The organism is Labedella gwakjiensis (assembly GCF_003014675.1).
GTDB classification, from domain to species: domain Bacteria; phylum Actinomycetota; class Actinomycetes; order Actinomycetales; family Microbacteriaceae; genus Labedella; species Labedella gwakjiensis.
In genome coordinates this window covers 676929-695726 of record NZ_PYAU01000001.1, presented here as the reverse complement: position 1 = coordinate 695726, position 18798 = coordinate 676929, and the positions used below count along the sequence as shown (strand labels likewise).

Here is an 18798-nt window from a genome sequence, read left to right as displayed (position 1 = left end):
TCAGCCCGGTCGCTGAGCCCGTCGGCTGACGGCGGGCTCGGCGACCGGTCATTCTCTCGACAACTCGACACGCGTCAACAGGCTCAGCGACCAGACCGTCGGCTCGGTGAGCCCGGAGGCCGGAAGGACGAACAATGCGGTTCATCGTCGGCTACACCGACACCCCGGCGGGGAAGGACGCGCTCGCCCTCGGCGTGCGCCTCGCCCGCGCCCGCGGTGCCCGTCTCGAGATCGTGCTCGTGCTCACGAGCAGCGATCGGCCCACACTCACCCCCGCGGCGCCGTCGTACGACCGGTATGTGCGGGAGCTCGCCGACGGCTGGCTCGCGAAGGCGAAATCCCGCGTGCCGGAAGGCGTCGAGGCCGACACGCACGTCGTGTACGCCGAATCGCTCGCCGAGGGTCTCCTCGACGCGTCGAAGCGGCTCGAGGGCTCGATGATCGTCGTCGGCGGGGCGAGTGACGGACTCCGCGGCCGCTACACGATCGGCACGGTGCCCCGGGCTCTCCTGCACTCCGCCGTCGTGCCCGTCGCCCTCGCGCCGCGCGGCATCCGGAAGCTCGAGACCACGGGCATCACGCGCGTGACGTGCGCGATCGGCACGCGGCCGGGCGCCGATCGACTCCTCGATGCGGCCGTCGCCGCAGCGTCCCGCGCGAACGCCCCGCTCCGGCTCCTCTCGCTTGTGGCGATCGACCTCCCGGCGAACGCCTCGGACGAGGCGAAGGCCGCGGCCGAGGAGCACGCCACGCGTGTGCTCGACTACGCGAAGCAGCACCTGCCCGACGGCGTCGACGCCGAGGTCGTCATCGCGACCGGCTCCCGCATCGAGGACGCCGTCGCGTCCGTCGCGTGGGATCCCGAAGAGGTCGTCCTCGTCGGCTCATCGCGCCTGGCGGCCTCCGGCCACCTGTTCCTCGGCACCACGGCGGCGAAGATGCTGCGCGAACTGCCCGTCCCGATGATCGTGGTTCCCCGCGACTCGGTCCTCACGATCGAAGGGTGACGACGATGTCCACTCAGCAGCAGGCGTCCGGGCTCTCGAAGAAGGGTCTCGGGGCCGGAACGGTCGGCCTCATCGGCGCGATCGTCATCGGCATCTCGTGCATCGCCCCGGCGTACACGATGACCGCGGCGCTCGGCGGCACGACCTCCGTCGTCGGCCTGCAGGTGCCGGCGATCATCCTCGTCGGCTTCATCCCGATGCTCCTCGTGGCCTTCGGGTACCGCGAGCTCAACAACGTGATGTCCGACAGCGGCACATCGTTCACGTGGGCGACGCGCGCGTTCGGTCCGTACATCGGCTGGATGGCGGGCTGGGGCCTCATCGCCGCGACGATCCTCGTGCTCTCGAACCTCGCCGGTATCGCCGTCGACTTCCTCTTCCTCCTGATCTCGCAGATCGTCGGGAACGAGGACATCGCCGGGATCGCAACGAACCCGTTCGTCAACGTCGTGACGTGTCTCGCGTTCATGTTCGCGGCCACATGGGTCTCGTACCGTGACATGCAGACGACGCAGAAGATCCAGTACGTCCTCGTCGGATTCCAGGTGGTCGTGCTCGTGCTCTTCTCGATCGTGGCACTCGTGCACGTGGCGAACGGCACGGCGTACGACGCGACCCCGATCGACCTCTCCTGGTTCAACCCGTTCGCCGTCGAATCGTTCAGCTCGTTCGCCGCCGGCCTGTCCCTGTCGATCTTCATCTTCTGGGGCTGGGACGTCACCCTCACGATGAACGAGGAGACGAAGGGTGCGAAGACACCCGGCCGTGCCGCGACCATCACGGTGATCATCATCGTCGTGCTCTACCTGCTGCTCGCCGTGTCGCTCACGAGCTTCGCGGGCGTGGGAACGGGACAGTTCGGCCTCGGCAACGAGGAGATCCAGGACAACGTCTTCTTCCACCTGGCCGGTCCGATCCTCGGCCCGCTCGCGGTGCTCGTCTCGATCGCGGTGCTCTCGAGCTCGGCGGCGTCGCTGCAGTCGACCTTCGTCTCACCGGCCCGCACTCTGCTCGCGATGGGCCACTACGGGGCGCTCCCGGAGCGGTTCGCCCGCGTGCACCCGCGGTTCTTCACCCCGGGCTTCGCGACGATCGTGGCGAGTGTAGCCGCATCGGCGTTCTACGCCGTCATGCGTTTCGTCAGCGAGAACGTGCTGTGGGACACGATCACGGCCCTCGGCATGATGATCTGCTTCTACTACGGGATCACGGCATTCGCGGCGGTCTGGTACTTCCGCACCCAGTGGTTCCGCTCGGTGCGCAACGTGTTCTTCCAGTTGCTCTTCCCGCTCGTGGGCGGCGTCGTGCTCGCGGTGCTCTTCGTCACGACGATCATCGACAGCATGGACCCCGACTACGGTTCGGGCTCCAACATCGGGGGAGTGGGCCTCGTCTTCATCCTCGGCGTCACGGTGATCGGCCTCGGCCTCGTCATCATGATCGTGCAGCGCGTCGTGCGCCCGGGCTTCTTCCGTGGCGAGACGATCACGGTCGGGAAGTCCGACGGCCGCGAAGACACCGAGGTGGAGTTGGCGGAGTAGGCCTCAGCCGACGACGACGGCGAGGTTGGTCGAGCCGCACGGGAGGACGCGGCGGCCGTCGGCGAGCGTCGATTCGCCCGTGAACGCGACACGCTCGCCGCCCGCCCGGAGGATCGAACCCGTCGCCAGGTGGGGATCCGTCGACACGACCACGCGGCCCCACGCGTTCACGAGCGTCGTCGTCTCCGCGACCGAGCGGAGGGACGGGAGGATCGAGCGTTCGACGTCGGCGACGTACAGGTCGGCGCCGACGACTCCCACCATCGCCCCGGAGAACACCACGGGTGCGGTCAGCGTGAGTGTGTAATCGTCGGTGCAGAGGTAGTCGACGTACGGTCCCGTGATGTGCTGAGCCCGCGTCGAGGCCGGGACCCGCCACCACTCGAGCGTCGTGTAGTCGCGGAACGCGTCGTCCCGCGGGTCCTCCGTCGCGACGAGTCGGCGCACGCGCGGGGCCGAGCCCGTCCGACCACCGGCGGTGCCGCCGAGCCACCAGGCGAGGTGCCATTCCGCGTCGGCGAGGAACCCGGGCGCCGCCACGAATCCTCCACCGATCTCCAGAGCGCCGGCGCGCTCGAGCTCGGGAACGACCATCGACTCGATCAACGTGTCCACCGCGGTCGACGAGACGACACCGTCGGCGAGTTCTGTGAGCCGTTCGACGTGGGATCGCCACTCGTCGACGCGGGCGAACACCGCGGCGAAGATGGCGTCGACCGCCGCGACGCAGTCCTGTGCGGCATCAGTGGTGGTTCGCATCGCTCATCCCGTCGCTTCGAGTGTCGATTTCATCTCGAGGAGCCATTCGATGGCGTCCTCGATGTGCTCCCTCGTGATGGTTCTCGCGCGTCCGCCATCCAGGTCGGCGATCGCATCCACGACCGCCAGGTGGGCGTCCCTGCTCCGCGCACGATACTCCTCATCCCGCAGGCAGAGCCAGAGCAACGGAGCGAATTCGCTCTGCACCCGTAGCTCCTCACGGACGAGCCGAGCCGATTGTGAGAGCGCGGTGACCTCGAGGCGGAAGGTGCGCTCGCCGCGACGGGTGGCGGTCTCGCTGTCGATGTCGATGGCGAGGACCACCGCGCGGAGGTGCTCGACGTCGTCTCCGGTGGCCCGGTCGGCGGCGAGCTCCGCGCTCGACGAGGCGATCGCCGAGTAGTAGGCGCCCATGTCGCGGAGCTCCGCGCGGGACAGCTCGCCCACTCGCGTGTCGATCGAGGTGGGATGCGTGTGCCGCTCAGTCACGAAGCTGCCGCCGTCGCGTCCTCGTCGCGTCTCGACGAGACCCTTCTCGCGGAGGGCGACGAGAGCCTCGCGCGCCGTCACGGTGGCGACGCCGAACTGCTTGGCCATCTCGCTCTCGCTCGGGAGACGCTCGCCCTCTGCGAGGAGACCGAGCACGATCGCGTCCGTGAGACGTCGCTCCACGAGTTCGGCACGCCCGGCATCGACGAGGGGAGCGAAGACGGCGGCGCGCGCGTCGCTCATCGGTCTGATCGATCGCGGCACGTCATCCTCCTCGTGAGTGTCGTGACACGACCGTAACATCTCCGTGATCCCTTTGACATCTGGTTCCATAGGATTAGTCTCACGATCATCGATTCTCCGGTTCCGCCGGCGACGACCACCCGACGAAGGGACTCTCGTGCAGGCTGCACCCGCCATCCGTCTCACCGGCCTCACCAAGACGTTCGGCGAGACGCGGGCAGTGGACGATCTCGACCTCGACATCGTGGCCGGGGAGTTCTTCTCCATGCTCGGGCCCTCCGGTTCGGGCAAGACGACGGTGCTCCGGCTCATCGCCGGCTTCGAGACGCCCACGTCGGGCACCATCGAACTGTTCGGGGAGGACGTCACCGCGAGCGCAGCGTTCGATCGCCCGGTCAACACCGTCTTCCAGGACTACGCGCTCTTCCCCCACATGTCCGTGCTCGAGAACGTCGCGTACGGGCTGCGGGTGCGCGGGGTGTCGAAGGCGGAACGCACCGAGCGGGCACACGCGGCGCTGGACTCGGTCCGTCTCGGCTCCTACGGCTCGCGCAAGCCCGCGCAGCTCTCGGGCGGGCAGCGTCAGCGCGTCGCCCTCGCTCGCGCCACCGTCGTCCAGCCCAAGGCGCTGCTCCTCGACGAGCCGCTCGGAGCGCTCGACCTCAAACTCCGCGAGCAGATGCAGGTGGAGCTCAAGGAGCTGCAGCGCGAGCTCGGCATCACCTTCATCTTCGTGACCCACGACCAGGAGGAGGCGCTCACGCTCTCGGATCGCATCGCCGTCTTCAACGACGGGAGGATCGAGCAGCTCGGGACGCCGGCCGAGATCTACGAGCGACCGGCGTCGCCGTTCGTCGCTGAATTCGTCGGCACGTCGAACATCTTCTCCGACGACACCGCTCGCGCCGTCCTCGGACGATCGGGCTTCCACTCCGTCCGACCGGAGAAGGTCCGGCTCCGCCCGGAGGGCGCCGCCGGTGCCGGAGGCCCCGACATCGTGCGGGCCGCCGGGACGGTCGCCGAGGAGATCTACCTCGGAACGAGCACGCGCGTCCTCGTCGACCTCGACGGCGGCTTCCGCCTCGTCGTCCTCGAACAGAACGTCTCCCAATCCACGTCGACGGACCGCCGAGGCGACCGTGTGGTCGCGGAGTGGGCAGCCGCCGACGTCGTCGACCTCGTGACGCCGGACGGCGACGCGACGCTCCACAGCACCGCACCATCTCAGAAAGGGTGAACCGCAATGAAAAGCACCACGATCAGGCGTCCCGCTGCCGTCACCGGCATCGCGATCGCGTCCGTCGCACTCCTCGCGGGGTGCGGAACGACCTCTGCGCCGTCGGGAGGCGGTGAATCCGTCGAGGAGCTCGGCGACTACGAGGGCTCCGTCTCGATCCTCGCGTGGCCCGGCTACGTCGAGGACGGCAGCAACGATCCCGAGGTCGACTGGGTCTCCGATTTCGAGGACGACACCGGCTGCCAGGTCACGAGTCAGACGTACGGCACGTCGGACGAGGCCCTCAGCCTCATGAAGTCCGGCGAATACGACGTCGTCGCCGCCTCGGGCGACGCGACACTGCGCATGATCGCCGGCGGCGACGTCGCCCCGCTCAACACGGACCTCATCCCGAACTACGACGGCATCTACGACTTCCTCAAGGAGCAGTCGTGGAACAGCGTCGACGGCGAGGTCTACGGCGTGCCCCACGGCTACGGCGCCAACCTGCTCATGTACAACACGGACGTCTTCTCCGAGGCCCCGACGTCATGGGACGTCGTCTTCGACGACGCGAGTGCGAACGCGGGCAAGATCACGGCGTACGACAGCCCGATCTACATCGCCGATGCGGCGATGTACCTCATGGCTCACGAACCCGACCTCGGAATCGAGAACCCCTACGCACTCGATGAGGACCAGCTCGCCGCGGCCGTCGAGCTCCTGAAGGAGCAGCGCGCGAACATCGGCGAGTACTGGAGCGACTACCTCAAGTCGATCCAGTCGTTCGAGACCGGCAGCATCGTGGCCGGCACCACGTGGCAGGTCATCAAGAACTCGGTCCCCGAAGGCACGCCCGTCGATGTCACCCTGCCGGAGGAGGGTGTGACCGGCTGGAGCGACAACTGGATGGTCGGCTCGGACGCCGCGAGCCCGAACTGCGCGTACGCGTGGCTCGACTACATCGCGAGCCCCGAAGCGAACGCCGAGGCCACCGAGTACTTCGGCGAGGCGCCGTCCAACGACGCGGCGTGCGAGTTCCGCTCAGAAGGACAGTGCGAGCTGTACCACGCGGGCGACGAGGACTACGCGTCGCAGATCTGGTACTGGTCGACGCCCATCGCCGAATGCCTCGACGGCCGCACGGACGTGGAGTGCACCGACTACGCCGCCTGGACGACGGCGTGGCAGGAGATCAAGGGCTGATGCCGCATGTCGAGTGACGCATCGGCGCCACCCCTGAAGCGCGCCGGGGTCCCCGCACCAGCGGAGACCCCGGCCCGCCGGCTGTCCGTCCTGTTGAGCCGGGCTCCCCGGCTCCGGCTCGGGCTGCTCCTCACTGCACCCCTCTTCTGGCTCGGCCTCGTCTACATCGCGGCGCTCGCCGCGCTCCTCGTGACCGCGTTCTGGACCGTCGACAGCTTCACGGGCACGGTGAGCATCGAGTGGAACCTCGACAACATCGTCACGGTGCTCACGGGAGCCGTCTATCAGGCGGTCACGCTGCGGACGGTGGGTGTCGCGCTCCTCGTGACGGTCATCGACATCCTCATCGCGCTGCCGATCGCGTTCTACATGGCGAAGGTCGCGACGCCCCGGATGCAGCGGGTGCTCGTGATCCTCGTGCTCATGCCGCTGTGGGCGAGCTACCTCGTGAAGGCGTACGCGTGGCGATCGGTGCTGAGCGAGGGAGGTCTCGTGGACTGGCTCGTCACGCCCTTCGGGGGGAACACCCCGGGCTACGGACTGCACGCCACCGTCATCACGCTCGCGTACCTGTGGCTGCCCTACGTGATCATGCCGATCTACGCGGGGCTCGAGCGGGTTCCGGACAGCCTGCTCGAGGCGTCGGGCGATCTCGGTGCGAAGACGTGGCGGACCCTCCGCTCCGTCGTCCTCCCGCTCCTCTGGCCGGCGATCATCGCGGGCTCGATCTTCAGCTTCTCGCTCTCGCTCGGCGACTACATCACGGTCAACATCGTGGGAGGGGCGAGCCAGATGCTCGGAAACCTCGTCTACACGAACGTGGGAGCCGCCAACAACCTGCCCCTTGCGGCGGCGATCGCCCTCATCCCGATCGCGATCATGATCGTCTACCTCGGCCTCGTGCGTCGCACGGGTGCCCTCGAGAACCTGTGAGCGCCGAATGAGACTCAGCCGTCCCCTCCGCACGACGCTCGGCGCCCTCACGATCGCCGTGCTCGTCATGATCTACGTGCCGCTCTTCGTCGTCCTCGTCAACTCGTTCTCGACGAGTCAGAGCCTCGTCTGGCCCCCGCCAGGCTTCACGCTCGAGTGGTGGGGCAAGGCGTTCCAGAACCAGGGCGCGCTGTCGGCGTTGTGGACGAGCGTGCAGGTCGCGACCCTCGCGACCCTCATCTCCCTCGTGCTCGGGACCCTCGTCGCGATCGCGCTGCAGCGCTACAGGTTCTTCGGACGGCAGTCCGTGAGCCTCCTCGTGATCCTCCCGATCGCGTTGCCCGGCATCGTCACGGGAATCGCGCTCAACAACGCGTTCCGCACGATCCTCGGGTTGCAGCTCGGCTTCTTCACGATCGTCGTCGCGCACGCGACGTTCTGCATCGTCACGGTGTTCAACAACGTGCAGGCGAGGCTGCGACGCACCGGGACCAATCTCGAGGAGGCCTCGGCGGACCTCGGGGCCGGAATCTGGACGACGTTCCGCCTCGTGACGTTCCCGCAGCTCCGCTCGGCGCTCTTCGCGGGCGGGCTGCTGGCCTTCGCCCTGAGCTTCGACGAGATCATCGTGACGACCTTCACCGCGGGGGTGGGGACGACGACGCTGCCGATCTGGATCTTCCAGAACCTGTTCCGTCCGAATCAGGCGCCCGTCGTCAACGTCATCGCCGTGGTGCTCGTCGCGGTCTCGGTCATCCCGATCTACATCGCACAGCGCATCGCGGGGGCTGAACGCGTCTCGAAGTGACGCCGGTTCGGGGAAACGGATGCGATTCGACCGATGGTCGCCGGTTCCGAGCACGACGCTCGCGATAGCGTGTGCGCATGATGGACGTTGAGGACGACCACCCCGGCCCGGTACCGGCGCTGACCCGGGCGTCGCTGACGTCGAGCGTGCTCGCCATCGTCGCAGCCATAGCCGCCTACGTGACGCTCGCCGGCCTCTTCGGCTCGTCGCCGAGTCGCGCACTGAGCGTCCTGTTCCCGCTCGGCGTGATCGCGGCCGTCGTGTGCGCGATCCTCGCGCTGATCCTCGCCATCGCGGACATCGTGCGTTCGCGTGGATTCGCTCGCTCCCACACCGCGACGCACGCTGCGCTCTTCCTGTCCATCCTCCTGGCCGCCCCTGCCCTCGCCATCGGCGGTCCCTACGCTTCGGGCGTGGCCGGCCAGCTGTGGCAGGGGGGCATCGGTCAGTCGATCGCGTATTCCGAGACGGTCGAGGCGGAGTACGACGCGCAGCTCGACGACCACACCGTCCTCCTCGAGCCGCTCGTGGACACGGCCATCGAGCTCGCCGACGGCTCGATCGCCGAGGACGCCGCCGAGCAGAACACGCGGCTGGGCACGTGCGACGGCGGGAGGTGGGTGACCTTCGCCGCGGATGTCATTGCACGCGCGGGCGACGCCGAGCGGATCGTCGAGGCGTGGCAGGCCGCGGGCCTCACGTTCACCCACCGGAGCGGCGGTGACGTCGAGTCCTGGACGTACGTCCGGTCATCGACATCGCCGTACCCGCTCGTCGAAGCCGACGTGACGCGGACACCGTCCGGAGACGGCGAGCGGCTCACCGTCTCCCTCATCAGTTCGTGTGTCGGGGACGGCCTCTCGGGGCCGATGACCGGATGACACCGGGCGATGGCGGGTCATCGACGGTGGGCGCCTTCGGGATCACATGTGGGCGTAGCGGGCGCGGGCGAAGCAGAACAAGCCGTACAGCACGAGGCCCGCGCCGACCGTCCACAGGATGATCGGGCCGTAGGGGAGCTCGGCTAGCGAACGGAGAGCGGCATCCAGGCCGCCGGCGGCCTCGGGATCGTGCGTCACAGCCGCGACGACGAAGAGGATGCCCGCGACACCGACCGCGATGCCCTTCGCGATGTATCCGGCCACACCGAACGCGACGATCCCCTTCCGCGCGTTCCCCGAGGGCAGCGAGAGGTGCTTCGTGAACTTCTGCAGGATGCCGCGCACGATGAACGCGACCCCGATCCCGGCGACGACGAGGCCCACGAGCACGAGGAGGAAGACACCGGCGGGGGCGGCGAGGATCGTCGCGCTCAGCGACTGCGACGACTCCGAGGAGTCGGAGCTTCCGCCGAGGGCGTAGGTGAGGGCCGTGACCCCGATCGCGATGTAGGCGACGGCGGTGCCGATGAACTTGACGCGGTGAGCCCATTTCTTCTTCTCGTCCGGGTCGCGCTCGAGCAATGTCTCGGCGATCTGCCAGATCGCGAGGGCGAAGAGTCCGACGACGATCGCCCAGAGGAGGAAGATGCCGGCCGGCGTCTGCTTCACCTGCTCGATCGCGCCACCCTGATCGGCCTCGCCCCCGCCGCCCCCGACGATGGAGATGGCGATGGCGCCGATCAGGATGTGGAGGACGCCGAGAACGACGTACCCGACACGTGCGAGCACCTCGAAGGCGTGCGAGTTCTGCGCCTTGCGTGCGGCGCCGGCGGGGGATGCGGCTGAGGTGGTCATGTGCGGTGGGACCTTCCGATCAGGATTCAGTGGCGGGTGTATCGGGGGATCGTGCGGCGCGGCGGTCGCGCCAGGCTTCGATCGCGCTCCAGGTGAGGGTGGCGACGACGATGCCCTCGAGTAGTCCGGCGACCACGTCGCTCGACCAGTGCGCGAGCAGGTGGGTGCGACTCCACATCATCAGGACGACCCAGGCGGCACCGACGGCCCAGACCCACCACCGTCGGAGCAGGAGCCCGAGGATGATCACAACCGTCGTCGCGACGGCCGTGTGCCCGGACGGGAAGGAGGTGTCGACGCTCTCGGCGAGGGAATCCGCGGGACGGACGCGGGCGATCACGGCCGCCATCGGGGCGCCGATTCCCACGACGACGACCATCGCGGCAGCCAGCGTGGCGGCGTCCCACCGTCTTCCGCGCCACAGGAAGAGGGCGATCAGCACGAGGCCGATGATGATCATGCCGAGGGTGCCGCCGACGATCCCCGGAACCCAGGCGATGACGACGGACGCATCGCTCCGCGTCGCGACCATGAGATCGTGCCACCACAGATCCACCTGGAGCGGATGGTGGCCGCCCAGCGCCACGACGACGCGCAGGACCACGAAGGCGACGATCCCGGCGACCCCGATCACGACAGCGACGGGTCGCCTCGCATCCGGCTCCGCGGAGACGGCCGGAAGGGCGATCTGTTCCGCGGGAGCCCGCCCGGCATCAGTCATGCCGTGAGCATAGGGGGGAGTCGCCTGCGGAGATTGAGCCTTGACGACACGCGCCCGGCTCGTTTCGTCGGTCGCGTCTAGCGGAAGTTGACGAACTGCAGGTCGATGTCGAGGTCCTTGCCCTTGAGGAGCGCGATGGTCTCCTGGAGGTCGTCGCGGCTCTTCGACTGCACACGGAGCTCGTCGCCCTGGATCTGGCTCTTGACGCTCTTGGGCGCCTCGTCACGGATGATCTTGCCGATCTTCTTCGCGTTCTCGGAGGAGATGCCGTCCTTGAGGGTCGCCTCGACGCGGTACTCCTTGCCGCTCGCGTAGGGCTCGCCGGCCTCGAGGCTCTTGAGCGAGATTCCGCGCTTGATGAGCTTGGACTGGAGGACGTCGAGGACCGCCTTCACGCGCTCCTCGCTGTTCGCCTTCATCATGATCTTCTCGCCGCTCCACTCGACCGAGGCGCCGACACCCTTGAAGTCGTAGCGCTGCTCGATCTCCTTGGATGCCTGGTGGACGGCGTTGTCCGCCTCCATCTTTTCGACCTTGCTGACGACGTCGAACGAAGAATCTGCCATGCCACCAGTGTAGGCGGAGGCTCCGAGCCCGTGCGAGCGCGGAGCCTCCACCCTGGTCGGCTGTGCCGCGAGAAGCAGCTGCCCCTAGAACCAGCTGCTGAGGCGGGGCGCGACGGCGGTGCGGAACAGACGGTCGGCGGTCTCGACGTCTCCGCTGATGCGCCCGGAGGCCGCGAGACCCGGCACGGCTGATTCTCCGAGATAGAGGGATGCGAGCGAAGCGATGGGCAGCGACACATCCGCCGCGTCATCCGTCGCACGCACCTGGGCCGAGCCGTCGGTGCCGACGTCGAGTCGGAACCGGCCGCCGGCGAGGTCGAGGGAGTCCTCGACATCGAGGACGAGGCTGCCGGACGACTCGTAGCGACGCGCCTCGAGTGCGGCCGGGACGTCGAGGATGCGCGTCCACAGGTGGTCCTGCACGCCGGTGACCTTCGCCTGGCGCAGGTCGCGGACGAGCCAGGGGAGCGGCTCGTCGACGCCCCGCGTGTGCGCGCGCACGGTTCCTACGAGGTCCATCTCGATCACGTAGCGCCACAGGGCCGCGTTCGCCTCGGGTGTCGTCGAGACGAGCGCGACGATGTCGAGCGTGTGATCCGTGAAGTCCGACTCCCCGCCGGTGATGATGTATGTGATGAAGCCCTGCGGGTCGCCGTCCGGGCCGTCGTAGCGCACGAGGCGGTACCGCTCGGCGTCGGTCGCGCCCTCGAGGGGGCCGATCTGCCGCTCCGCGAGGTAGTCGGAGAGCCGGATCTCGCCGGCGCGAGCCTCGTTCTGGCGCACGAGGAGCTCGCGGCTCGTCTCGCGGAACTCGTCGGGGGTCGTGAAGGAGAGCCGGCCCGTCGTCTTCGGCCCGATCCAGCCCGCGCGTCGGGGGGCGATGCTCCACGACGAGGCGAACGTGCTCGGCCCGAAGCCCCAGCGGCCGTAGATCGTCGACTCGGAGACCGTCAGGGCGGCGACGGCGAGGCCGAGGTCCTTGGCCACGCGCAGCTGACCCGGCAGCAGGGCGCTCGCGATGCCGCGGCGGCGGTGCGTGGGGGAGACGGTCACCGAGCTGATCAGCCACGCGTCGAGCTGACGGGGGCCGGGGACGGTGAGGGGCGCGGCCCACGAGCTCACGGTGCCGACGATGCCGGCGGCCGCCGGGATCGCATCGTCGTGCACGGCGGTCAGGCGGCGGTGCGCGAGCAGTTCGCGCTCCTGCGCGAGGGCGGCGGCCGACGGCTGCTTGGAGTGGAATCCGCGTGCATCGGCGGACAGCCAGGCGTCGAAGGACACGGTGTCGGTGGTGTCGATGAGGGAGAGGCGGAGTCCTGCCTCCCGCAGCTTCGCGGCCGCGGTCTCGTCGATCGGTTGGGAGAGATACGGCTCGGTCATGCCTCAACGCTAGCGGCCCCCTCCGACAGCGGGCCACCGCCGTCGTGTACATTCCGAACCATGAACACAGCTGGTCGCGTCGGCGCCGACGCACGCACGGATGACGGCACGGACGACGGCCGCGTCGTCGTCATCGGAGACGCCCTCATCGACGAGTTGAGGGACGACGCGGGAGTGCGGGAGTTCGTGGGCGGAGCGGCGCTCAACGTCGCCGTCGGACTGGCGCGCCTCGGCGTCGCCACGACGCTCCTCGCGATGGTCGGGGAGGACGAGGACGGCGACACGATCCGTGCGTTCCTCGACACCCACGGCGTCGAACTGATCCAGACGGCGTCGCCCCACGGATCGTCGCGCGCGGTGAGCGAGCGGGTCGACGGGGAGCCCCATTACGTCTTCAACACCGCGGCGCAGAACCGGCACGTCGACTTCGGTCCGGAGGAGCGTGAGGCGATCGAGAACGCCCGCCTGGTGGTCGTGAGCTGCTTCCCCTTCGACAACGATGCGGAGTCCGCCGCGCTCGACGAGGCTGTCGCCGACGGGTCGAAGCTCGTCGTCGACCCGAACCCCCGCGAGGCGATGATGGCGGACCGTGAGCGCTTCGAGCGCAACGCCCTCCGCCTCGCGGGCCGGAGTCTCCTCGTGAAGGTCGGCGACGACGACGCCCCCTTCCTCGGAGCCGACGGGCTCGGTGCGCTCGTGCCGGACCTCGTCGACCGGGGCACGCACGTGGTGCTCGCGACGGAGGGGCGCGCCGGCGCCCGCATCGTCGACGGCGGGATCGACGTCTCGAGCGGCATCGCCTCGCTCCCCGGTGCGATCGTCGACACGATGGGTGCGGGCGATGCGTCGCTCGCCTCGGTCGTCGCGGACGTCGTCCGTGCCGGACGGCCAGCCGACTCCGACGCCTGGTCCCGGGTGCTCGACCGCGCCATGGTCGTGGCCGCGGCGACCTGCCGTGCTGAGGGCGCGCTGCTCCAGACGCCCGAGGGCTTCACGAGCCTCTGATCCCGCGATGTGCGGACATCGGCGGTCGCACGCGCCGACAGAGCGACGAACGCCCGCACGTCCGCAGAGGTGAGAAGGGGTCGACGATCGGATTTCGCAGGGCCAGCGGGCTCGATGTAGTATTTCCTGCGGCGCGTCCGGTTGGCTGATCAAGTTCGGTCGGGAGCGCATCTGGCGAGTTACCCAAGCGGCCAAAGGGATCTGACTGTAAATCAGACTGCTCAGCATTCGGGGGTTCGAATCCCTCACTCGCCACGGATCTGCTCAGGCGGATCATCCACATCACTCGGGCCCGGTCAGCGACCGGGCCCGAGTCGTATCCGGAACCGGAGCGGCTCCGGCCCACGCGACGCGAGGAGAGAACGATGACCGGAGTGCTCGAGCTGAGGGACATCGCGGAATCGATCGCGCGGGAGGCCGGCGAACGCGCGGCCGCTCGGCGGGCTGAGGGCGTCTCCATCGCCGCGTCGAAGTCGTCGCTCGAGGACGTCGTCACGGAGGCCGACCGCGAGGTCGAGAACCTCATCCGTGCGCGACTCGCCGACCTCCGGCCCGACGACGCCTTCCTCGGCGAGGAGTCCGGAGCGGAGGGCGGCTCGAGCGGACTCACGTGGGTGGTCGATCCGATCGACGGCACCGTCAACTACCTGTACGGCATCCCCGACTACTGCGTGAGCATCGCCGTGGTCGAGGGCGAGCCGGATCCGCGTTCGTGGACGGCGCTCGCCGGCGTGGTCTACGCCCCGGCCAAGCGCGAGCTCTTCCATGCGGCCGCGGGCCACGGAGCCTTCCGCGGGGACGAGCGACTCGCTGTGAACACCGGGGTGTCTCCGGCGCTTGCGCTCATCGGTACCGGGTTCGGCTATGCGGCGGAGAAGCGTGTACGGCAGGCGGCTGTCGTGCAGTCGCTCGTCGCCGAGGTGCGCGACATCCGCCGCATCGGTGCGGCCGCGCTCGACCTGTGCGCCGTCGCGAGCGGCCGCATCGACGCGTACTACGAGTCGGGACTCAACCCGTGGGACCAGGCGGCGGGAGTCCTCATCGCCCAGGAAGCCGGTGCGCGCGTGGAGGGCAGGGATGGTGCCCCGGCCGATCGCGACCTCACGATCGCCGCGGCGCCCGAGATTTTCGGTTTTCTCCATGACAGGGTCGCCAGCGCCCGCTAGGGTCTGAAAAATAGCCGCTGATCGGGAATATCGCGCCCTCGGGATGTCTCCTGTACGCCGAAAGCGAGGAAACCTACCATTGGCTTTCCGTGCGCAAGGGGGTTATTCTTGATGAATTCGTTACACATCGGTGATGTATGACGGCCCCAAAACCCCGCGTTGGAAACGCACGTGCGTTGCCGCGCATCACCACGTGCAACCCCGTTTGAACGACGCCTAGCCCGCCCCGCTCCAAAGGATCCATCTCTCCGTGCCAGCCAGCCTCCCCGGTGACGACGCGCCGCTCCGCCGCGCCCGTCAGCGTCGCTCCCCGGCGACCACCCCGTCCGAGGTGACCCCGCTGGAGAACGAAGCCGAGGAACGCATCTCTGAGAAACGCGCCTCTGGCGCGCGTGCGACGGATTCCCCTACGACCCTTCGTTCGGAGCGTCGCTCGCGTCGGATTGCTCCGGACTCGGAGCTCGCCATCGCCGGGGTCGCGTCCGCCGTGCAGACCTCGGCCGCCCCGGTACGCATCGATGGGCGTCGTGCGCGTCGTGCCGCCCCCGTCGTCGAGCCGATCTCCGACGTCGAGTCGGCGCCGGACGTCGTGAGCGACTGGATGGGCGCACCTGCGGCTGCCTCCTCTGCCCCCACGCGTCGCGCGCGTCGGTCGCGCGACGAGGTCGTGGAGGCTTCGACCTCCGCGACCGAGCCCGTCGATGCGGCCGAGGCGCTCCCGGTCGGCACGCGACGTTCACGTCGCCCCCAGCGGTCCGTTCCGATCGCGGACGAGGCTGTTCCGCTCCTCACCGTCGAGCCGCGCGTCACCCTCGAAGCCGCTCCTGTCGCCGCGAATCCCTCCGACCTCGTCGTCCCGACGGACGACACCGACGGGCAGCCGTTCACCATCGTCCAGGACGATCCGGCCGACGTCTCGTCGCACAACGCGATTCCCGACGAGCGCGAAGCCGTCTCGGTCCTCGTCGAGGACGTCCCCGTAGAGCCGGTCATGGCGACGGTGTCGCCGTCGATCGTCCTCGACCCGGTGGAGGCGTCAGCCTCCGCTGTGCCGATCACCGTGGCCACCACCACATCGGTCACCGCGGTGGCCCACGTGACGGAGCAGGACGAGCGCGCGATCTTCGTGCCCCGCACCGAGATCGACCCGCCGATGGTGTCGCCGGCACCCGTCGCCGCGGCCGCTGTCGTCTCGGCACCGGCCCGCCGCCGTCGCGCAGGACGTGTGGCGGCGAAGTCGTTCAGCTTCGCCGCGTTCAGCGTCGCCGGGCTCCTCACGCTCGCGACATCCCTGCCCGCGAACGCGCTGCTCTCCGCCGACGACGTCGCGGAGCAGAAGGTGCTCGTGACCCAGCAGGACACCACGTCCACCGGTGACACGCAGACCGTCGCGGCGTCGGGCGACACGGCTCTCGAGACCGTTCAGCGCGACACGTACGGCGCGATGTCGGCGATCGATGCGGCGAAGGCTCTCGGCATCCAGCCGGAGGCCACCTTCACGAACGACCCGAACGGCACCATCCAGTGGCCGTTCGCGGTGGGTGTGCACATCGGCAGCGGCTACGGCGCGCGACCCGGCTGCTCGATCGGCTGCAGCACGAACCACAAGGGTCAGGACTTCAACCCGGGCTATGGCGCTCCGATCCAGTCGATCGCCGACGGCGTCGTCGTGGAGTCCACCGACTCCGGCGGTGCGTTCGGCGTGAAGATCGTCATCGAGCACGTCATCGACGGCCAGGTCATCCACAGCCTCTACGGCCACATGATCGCGGGTTCGCGCACGGTCGAGGTCGGCGACCCCGTCACCGTCGGGCAGGTCATCGGGCAGACCGGCAACACGGGCCGATCCACGGGCGCGCACCTCCACTTCGAGATCCTGCTCAACGGCACGGACCAGGTGGACCCGCTCGCCTGGCTGTACGCCAACACGAACTGACCCGGCACGAACCGAGCCGACTCGAACCGAGCGCCTCGTGCTCGGATCCGAGGTCGGTCACTGTCCGCGGTCTGCCGCGGCACGACTCGACAGGATCGACGACCGTGTGACCGACGTCACCGTCGGGTCCGCGGGACGCTTCGGCAGGCGCAGCGACCGGGTGAGGCGTCTGACCGACGTCCCCACCGGTCCCTGAGCCTGTCGAAGGGTGGCGACCATTCCGTCGCCGTGAGACGACCCGTCAGGCCAGGCGGAACCAGACAGTCGTGTCGCCCGGCAGTGTCGTGCCGTCGAACGGTCCGCTCGCGAGCAGCAGTTCGGTGTCGAGGAACGCCTCGGGAACGGGAACGTCCGTCGTGCCCGTGTTCGCGAACACCACCACGTCGCCGGTGACGAGACCGAGCACGTCCGTGGGGAGCCCCTCGACCCACTCGATGCGACCCAGACCGAGGCCGTGTTCGCGACGGAGCCGCAGCGCCGTGCGGTAGAGCTCGAGGGTCGTGCCGGGTACGCCGTCCTGGGCGTCGCGCGCCAGATCGGCCCAGCTGTCCGGCTGGGGGAGCCAGGACGCGCCCGACGGGCTGAACCCGTACGCGGGGCTCGCCGACTCCCACGGGATCGGCACGCGGCACCCGTCGCGGCCGTACCGCTCGCCGTTCGTGCGGAACCACGTGGGGTCCTGGCGGGCGTCGTCCGGAAGATCGATGGCCTCGGGCAGGCCGAGCTCTTCACCCTGGTAGAGGTACGCCCCGCCTGGGAGCGCGAGCATGAGCATGGAGGCGGCGCGCGCGCGGGCCAAGCCGATCACGGGGTCGGGCTTGCCGGGAGTGTTCGGGCCGATGCCGTAGCCCTGCGGGTTGTCGGAGGTGACGGCGAGACGCGAAGCGTGGCGCACGACGTCGTGGTTCGACAGCACCCACGTGCTCGGTGCGCCGACCGCCCCGAACGCCGCGATGGACTCGTCGATGACGGCACGCAGGGGAGCGGCGGCCCACGGCGTCTCGAGGTACGGGAAGTTGAACGCCTGCTGCATCTCGTCGGGGCGCACCCACAGGGCCATCTTGGACAACGGGTCCACCCAGGCCTCAGCGCACAGCACGCGATCGCCGTCGTAGGCGGCGAGCACCTCGTGCCAGTCACGGAAGATCTCATGGACGCCGTCCTGCCCCCAGTACGGCGCTCCCGGAACCTCGACGGTCTCCTGGTCGGAGATCGCCGGCTCGAGGCCGACACCCCCGGCGCCGCCCATGCTGCCGCCGTCGGCCGGCGGGGTGTAGTCGGGGAGGCCGTCGGCCTTGATCATGCCGTGGGCGACGTCGACGCGGAAGCCGTCGACGCCCCGGTCGAGCCAGAAGCGGAGCACGTCGCGGAACATCGCGCGCACCTCGTCGTTGGTCCAGTCGAAGTCGGGCTGGCTGGAGTCGAAGATGTGGAGGTACCACTGGCCGGGCGTGCCGTCTGGCTCCGTGATGCGGGTCCACGCCGGACCGCCGAACACGGACTGCCAGTTGTTCGGAGGCTCGGTGCCGTCCGGGCCCTTGCCGTCGCGGAAGAGGTAGCGCGCGCGTTCGGGGGAGCCGGCGGGTGCCGCCAATGCCGCCTGGAACCAGACGTGTGCATCGGAGGAGTGGTTCGGGACGAGGTCGACGATGATGCGGATGCCGTGGCGGTGCGCCTCGGCGGTCATGAGGTCGAAGTCGTCGAGCGAGCCGAAGAGCGGGTCGACGTCGCAGTAGTCGGCGACGTCGTATCCGGCGTCCTTCTGGGGGCTCGTCATGAACGGGGAGAGCCATACGGCGTCGACGCCGAGGCGCGAGAGAGCGGGGAGTCGGGTGCGGATGCCCTCGAGGTCGCCGATGCCGTCGCCGTTCGAGTCGGCGAACGAGCGCGGGTAGATCTGGTAGATCACCGCGCTGCGCCACCATTCGGTGCCGGGTGCGATGGCGACGGGGGTACCGTCGGCGGTGGTCGTCGGGAGATCGGCCGTCGTCATACCTGAAGTTTACGGGCCGCTCGCGTTCCGCCTCGACAGTCCGCTCCACCTGTGCAGTCCCGCCCGCACCCTGTGGATCCGCGTAGGCGAACC

General features: G+C 69.1%; 17 protein-coding genes and 1 tRNA gene. 11 read left to right on the top strand and 7 right to left on the bottom strand.

Features of this window, described 5'->3' with window-relative positions; genetic code table 11:
* Positions 1–134 precede the first annotated feature (134 nt).
* On the top strand, positions 135–1007 hold the full coding sequence (locus tag CLV49_RS03160) for a universal stress protein (RefSeq protein WP_106562235.1): 873 nt from the start codon (positions 135–137) through the stop codon (positions 1005–1007).
* A gap of 5 nt (positions 1008–1012) precedes the next feature.
* Complete coding sequence (locus tag CLV49_RS03155; RefSeq protein ID WP_106564847.1) at positions 1013–2548, top strand: APC family permease; 1536 nt, start codon at positions 1013–1015, stop codon at positions 2546–2548.
* A 3-nt stretch (positions 2549–2551) separates the two neighbouring features.
* Here the strand turns inward: CLV49_RS03155 and CLV49_RS03150 are convergent, their stop codons facing one another.
* Positions 2552–3307: a cache domain-containing protein gene (locus tag CLV49_RS03150; RefSeq protein WP_106562234.1), complete on the bottom strand. Its 756-nt coding sequence runs from the start codon at positions 3305–3307 to the stop codon at positions 2552–2554.
* A gap of 3 nt (positions 3308–3310) precedes the next feature.
* Positions 3311–4060: a FadR/GntR family transcriptional regulator gene (locus tag CLV49_RS03145; protein ID WP_243696786.1), complete on the bottom strand. Its 750-nt coding sequence runs from the start codon at positions 4058–4060 to the stop codon at positions 3311–3313.
* A gap of 136 nt (positions 4061–4196) precedes the next feature.
* Between CLV49_RS03145 and CLV49_RS03140 the strand changes: the two genes are divergently transcribed.
* From CLV49_RS03140 to CLV49_RS03120, 5 genes are all read left to right on the top strand, one after another.
* On the top strand, positions 4197–5276 hold the full coding sequence (locus CLV49_RS03140) for an ABC transporter ATP-binding protein (protein ID WP_106562232.1): 1080 nt from the start codon (positions 4197–4199) through the stop codon (positions 5274–5276).
* 6 nt (positions 5277–5282) lie between these two features.
* Positions 5283–6461: an ABC transporter substrate-binding protein gene (locus tag CLV49_RS03135; RefSeq protein WP_106562231.1), complete on the top strand. Its 1179-nt coding sequence runs from the start codon at positions 5283–5285 to the stop codon at positions 6459–6461.
* A gap of 6 nt (positions 6462–6467) precedes the next feature.
* Complete coding sequence (locus CLV49_RS03130; protein ID WP_106562230.1) at positions 6468–7394, top strand: ABC transporter permease; 927 nt, start codon at positions 6468–6470, stop codon at positions 7392–7394.
* A 7-nt stretch (positions 7395–7401) separates the two neighbouring features.
* Entirely contained in the window at positions 7402–8202 is an 801-nt protein-coding gene (locus CLV49_RS03125) for an ABC transporter permease (RefSeq protein ID WP_106562229.1), read from the top strand.
* Positions 8203–8279: 77 nt separating this feature from the next.
* The gene (locus tag CLV49_RS03120) at positions 8280–9083 is read left to right on the top strand and encodes a hypothetical protein (protein ID WP_106562228.1); all 804 of its coding nucleotides are present in this window, start codon (positions 8280–8282) and stop codon (positions 9081–9083) included.
* 42 nt (positions 9084–9125) lie between these two features.
* Here the strand turns inward: CLV49_RS03120 and CLV49_RS03115 are convergent, their stop codons facing one another.
* The 4 genes from CLV49_RS03115 to CLV49_RS03100 all read right to left on the bottom strand — a co-directional run bounded on the left by CLV49_RS03115 (position 9126) and on the right by CLV49_RS03100 (position 12605).
* On the bottom strand, positions 9126–9938 hold the full coding sequence (locus tag CLV49_RS03115; RefSeq protein WP_106562227.1) for a DUF1206 domain-containing protein: 813 nt from the start codon (positions 9936–9938) through the stop codon (positions 9126–9128).
* 19 nt (positions 9939–9957) lie between these two features.
* Entirely contained in the window at positions 9958–10659 is a 702-nt protein-coding gene (locus CLV49_RS03110) for a phosphatase PAP2 family protein (protein WP_106562226.1), read from the bottom strand.
* A gap of 77 nt (positions 10660–10736) precedes the next feature.
* A complete protein-coding gene (locus tag CLV49_RS03105; RefSeq protein ID WP_106564846.1) occupies positions 10737–11225 on the bottom strand; it encodes a YajQ family cyclic di-GMP-binding protein in 489 nt (162 codons plus the stop codon).
* 84 nt (positions 11226–11309) lie between these two features.
* On the bottom strand, positions 11310–12605 hold the full coding sequence (locus CLV49_RS03100) for a GNAT family N-acetyltransferase (RefSeq protein WP_106562225.1): 1296 nt from the start codon (positions 12603–12605) through the stop codon (positions 11310–11312).
* Between the two features lie 60 nt (positions 12606–12665).
* Here CLV49_RS03100 and CLV49_RS03095 point away from each other — a divergent pair, with 60 nt between their 5' ends.
* The 4 genes from CLV49_RS03095 (at position 12666) to CLV49_RS03080 (ending at position 16712) form a co-directional block, all read left to right on the top strand.
* On the top strand, positions 12666–13610 hold the full coding sequence (locus CLV49_RS03095) for a carbohydrate kinase family protein (protein ID WP_106562224.1): 945 nt from the start codon (positions 12666–12668) through the stop codon (positions 13608–13610).
* Positions 13611–13783: 173 nt separating this feature from the next.
* Positions 13784–13865 (top strand) — tRNA-Tyr (locus CLV49_RS03090).
* Between the two features lie 110 nt (positions 13866–13975).
* On the top strand, positions 13976–14776 hold the full coding sequence (locus CLV49_RS03085) for an inositol monophosphatase family protein (protein ID WP_106562223.1): 801 nt from the start codon (positions 13976–13978) through the stop codon (positions 14774–14776).
* Between the two features lie 250 nt (positions 14777–15026).
* Complete coding sequence (locus CLV49_RS03080; protein WP_106562222.1) at positions 15027–16712, top strand: M23 family metallopeptidase; 1686 nt, start codon at positions 15027–15029, stop codon at positions 16710–16712.
* 241 nt (positions 16713–16953) lie between these two features.
* Here CLV49_RS03080 and CLV49_RS03075 read toward each other — a convergent pair whose 3' ends face one another.
* Positions 16954–18705, bottom strand: a complete 1752-nt coding sequence (locus CLV49_RS03075; RefSeq protein WP_106562221.1) for a glycoside hydrolase family 13 protein — start codon at positions 18703–18705, stop codon at positions 16954–16956.
* Positions 18706–18798 lie beyond the last annotated feature (93 nt).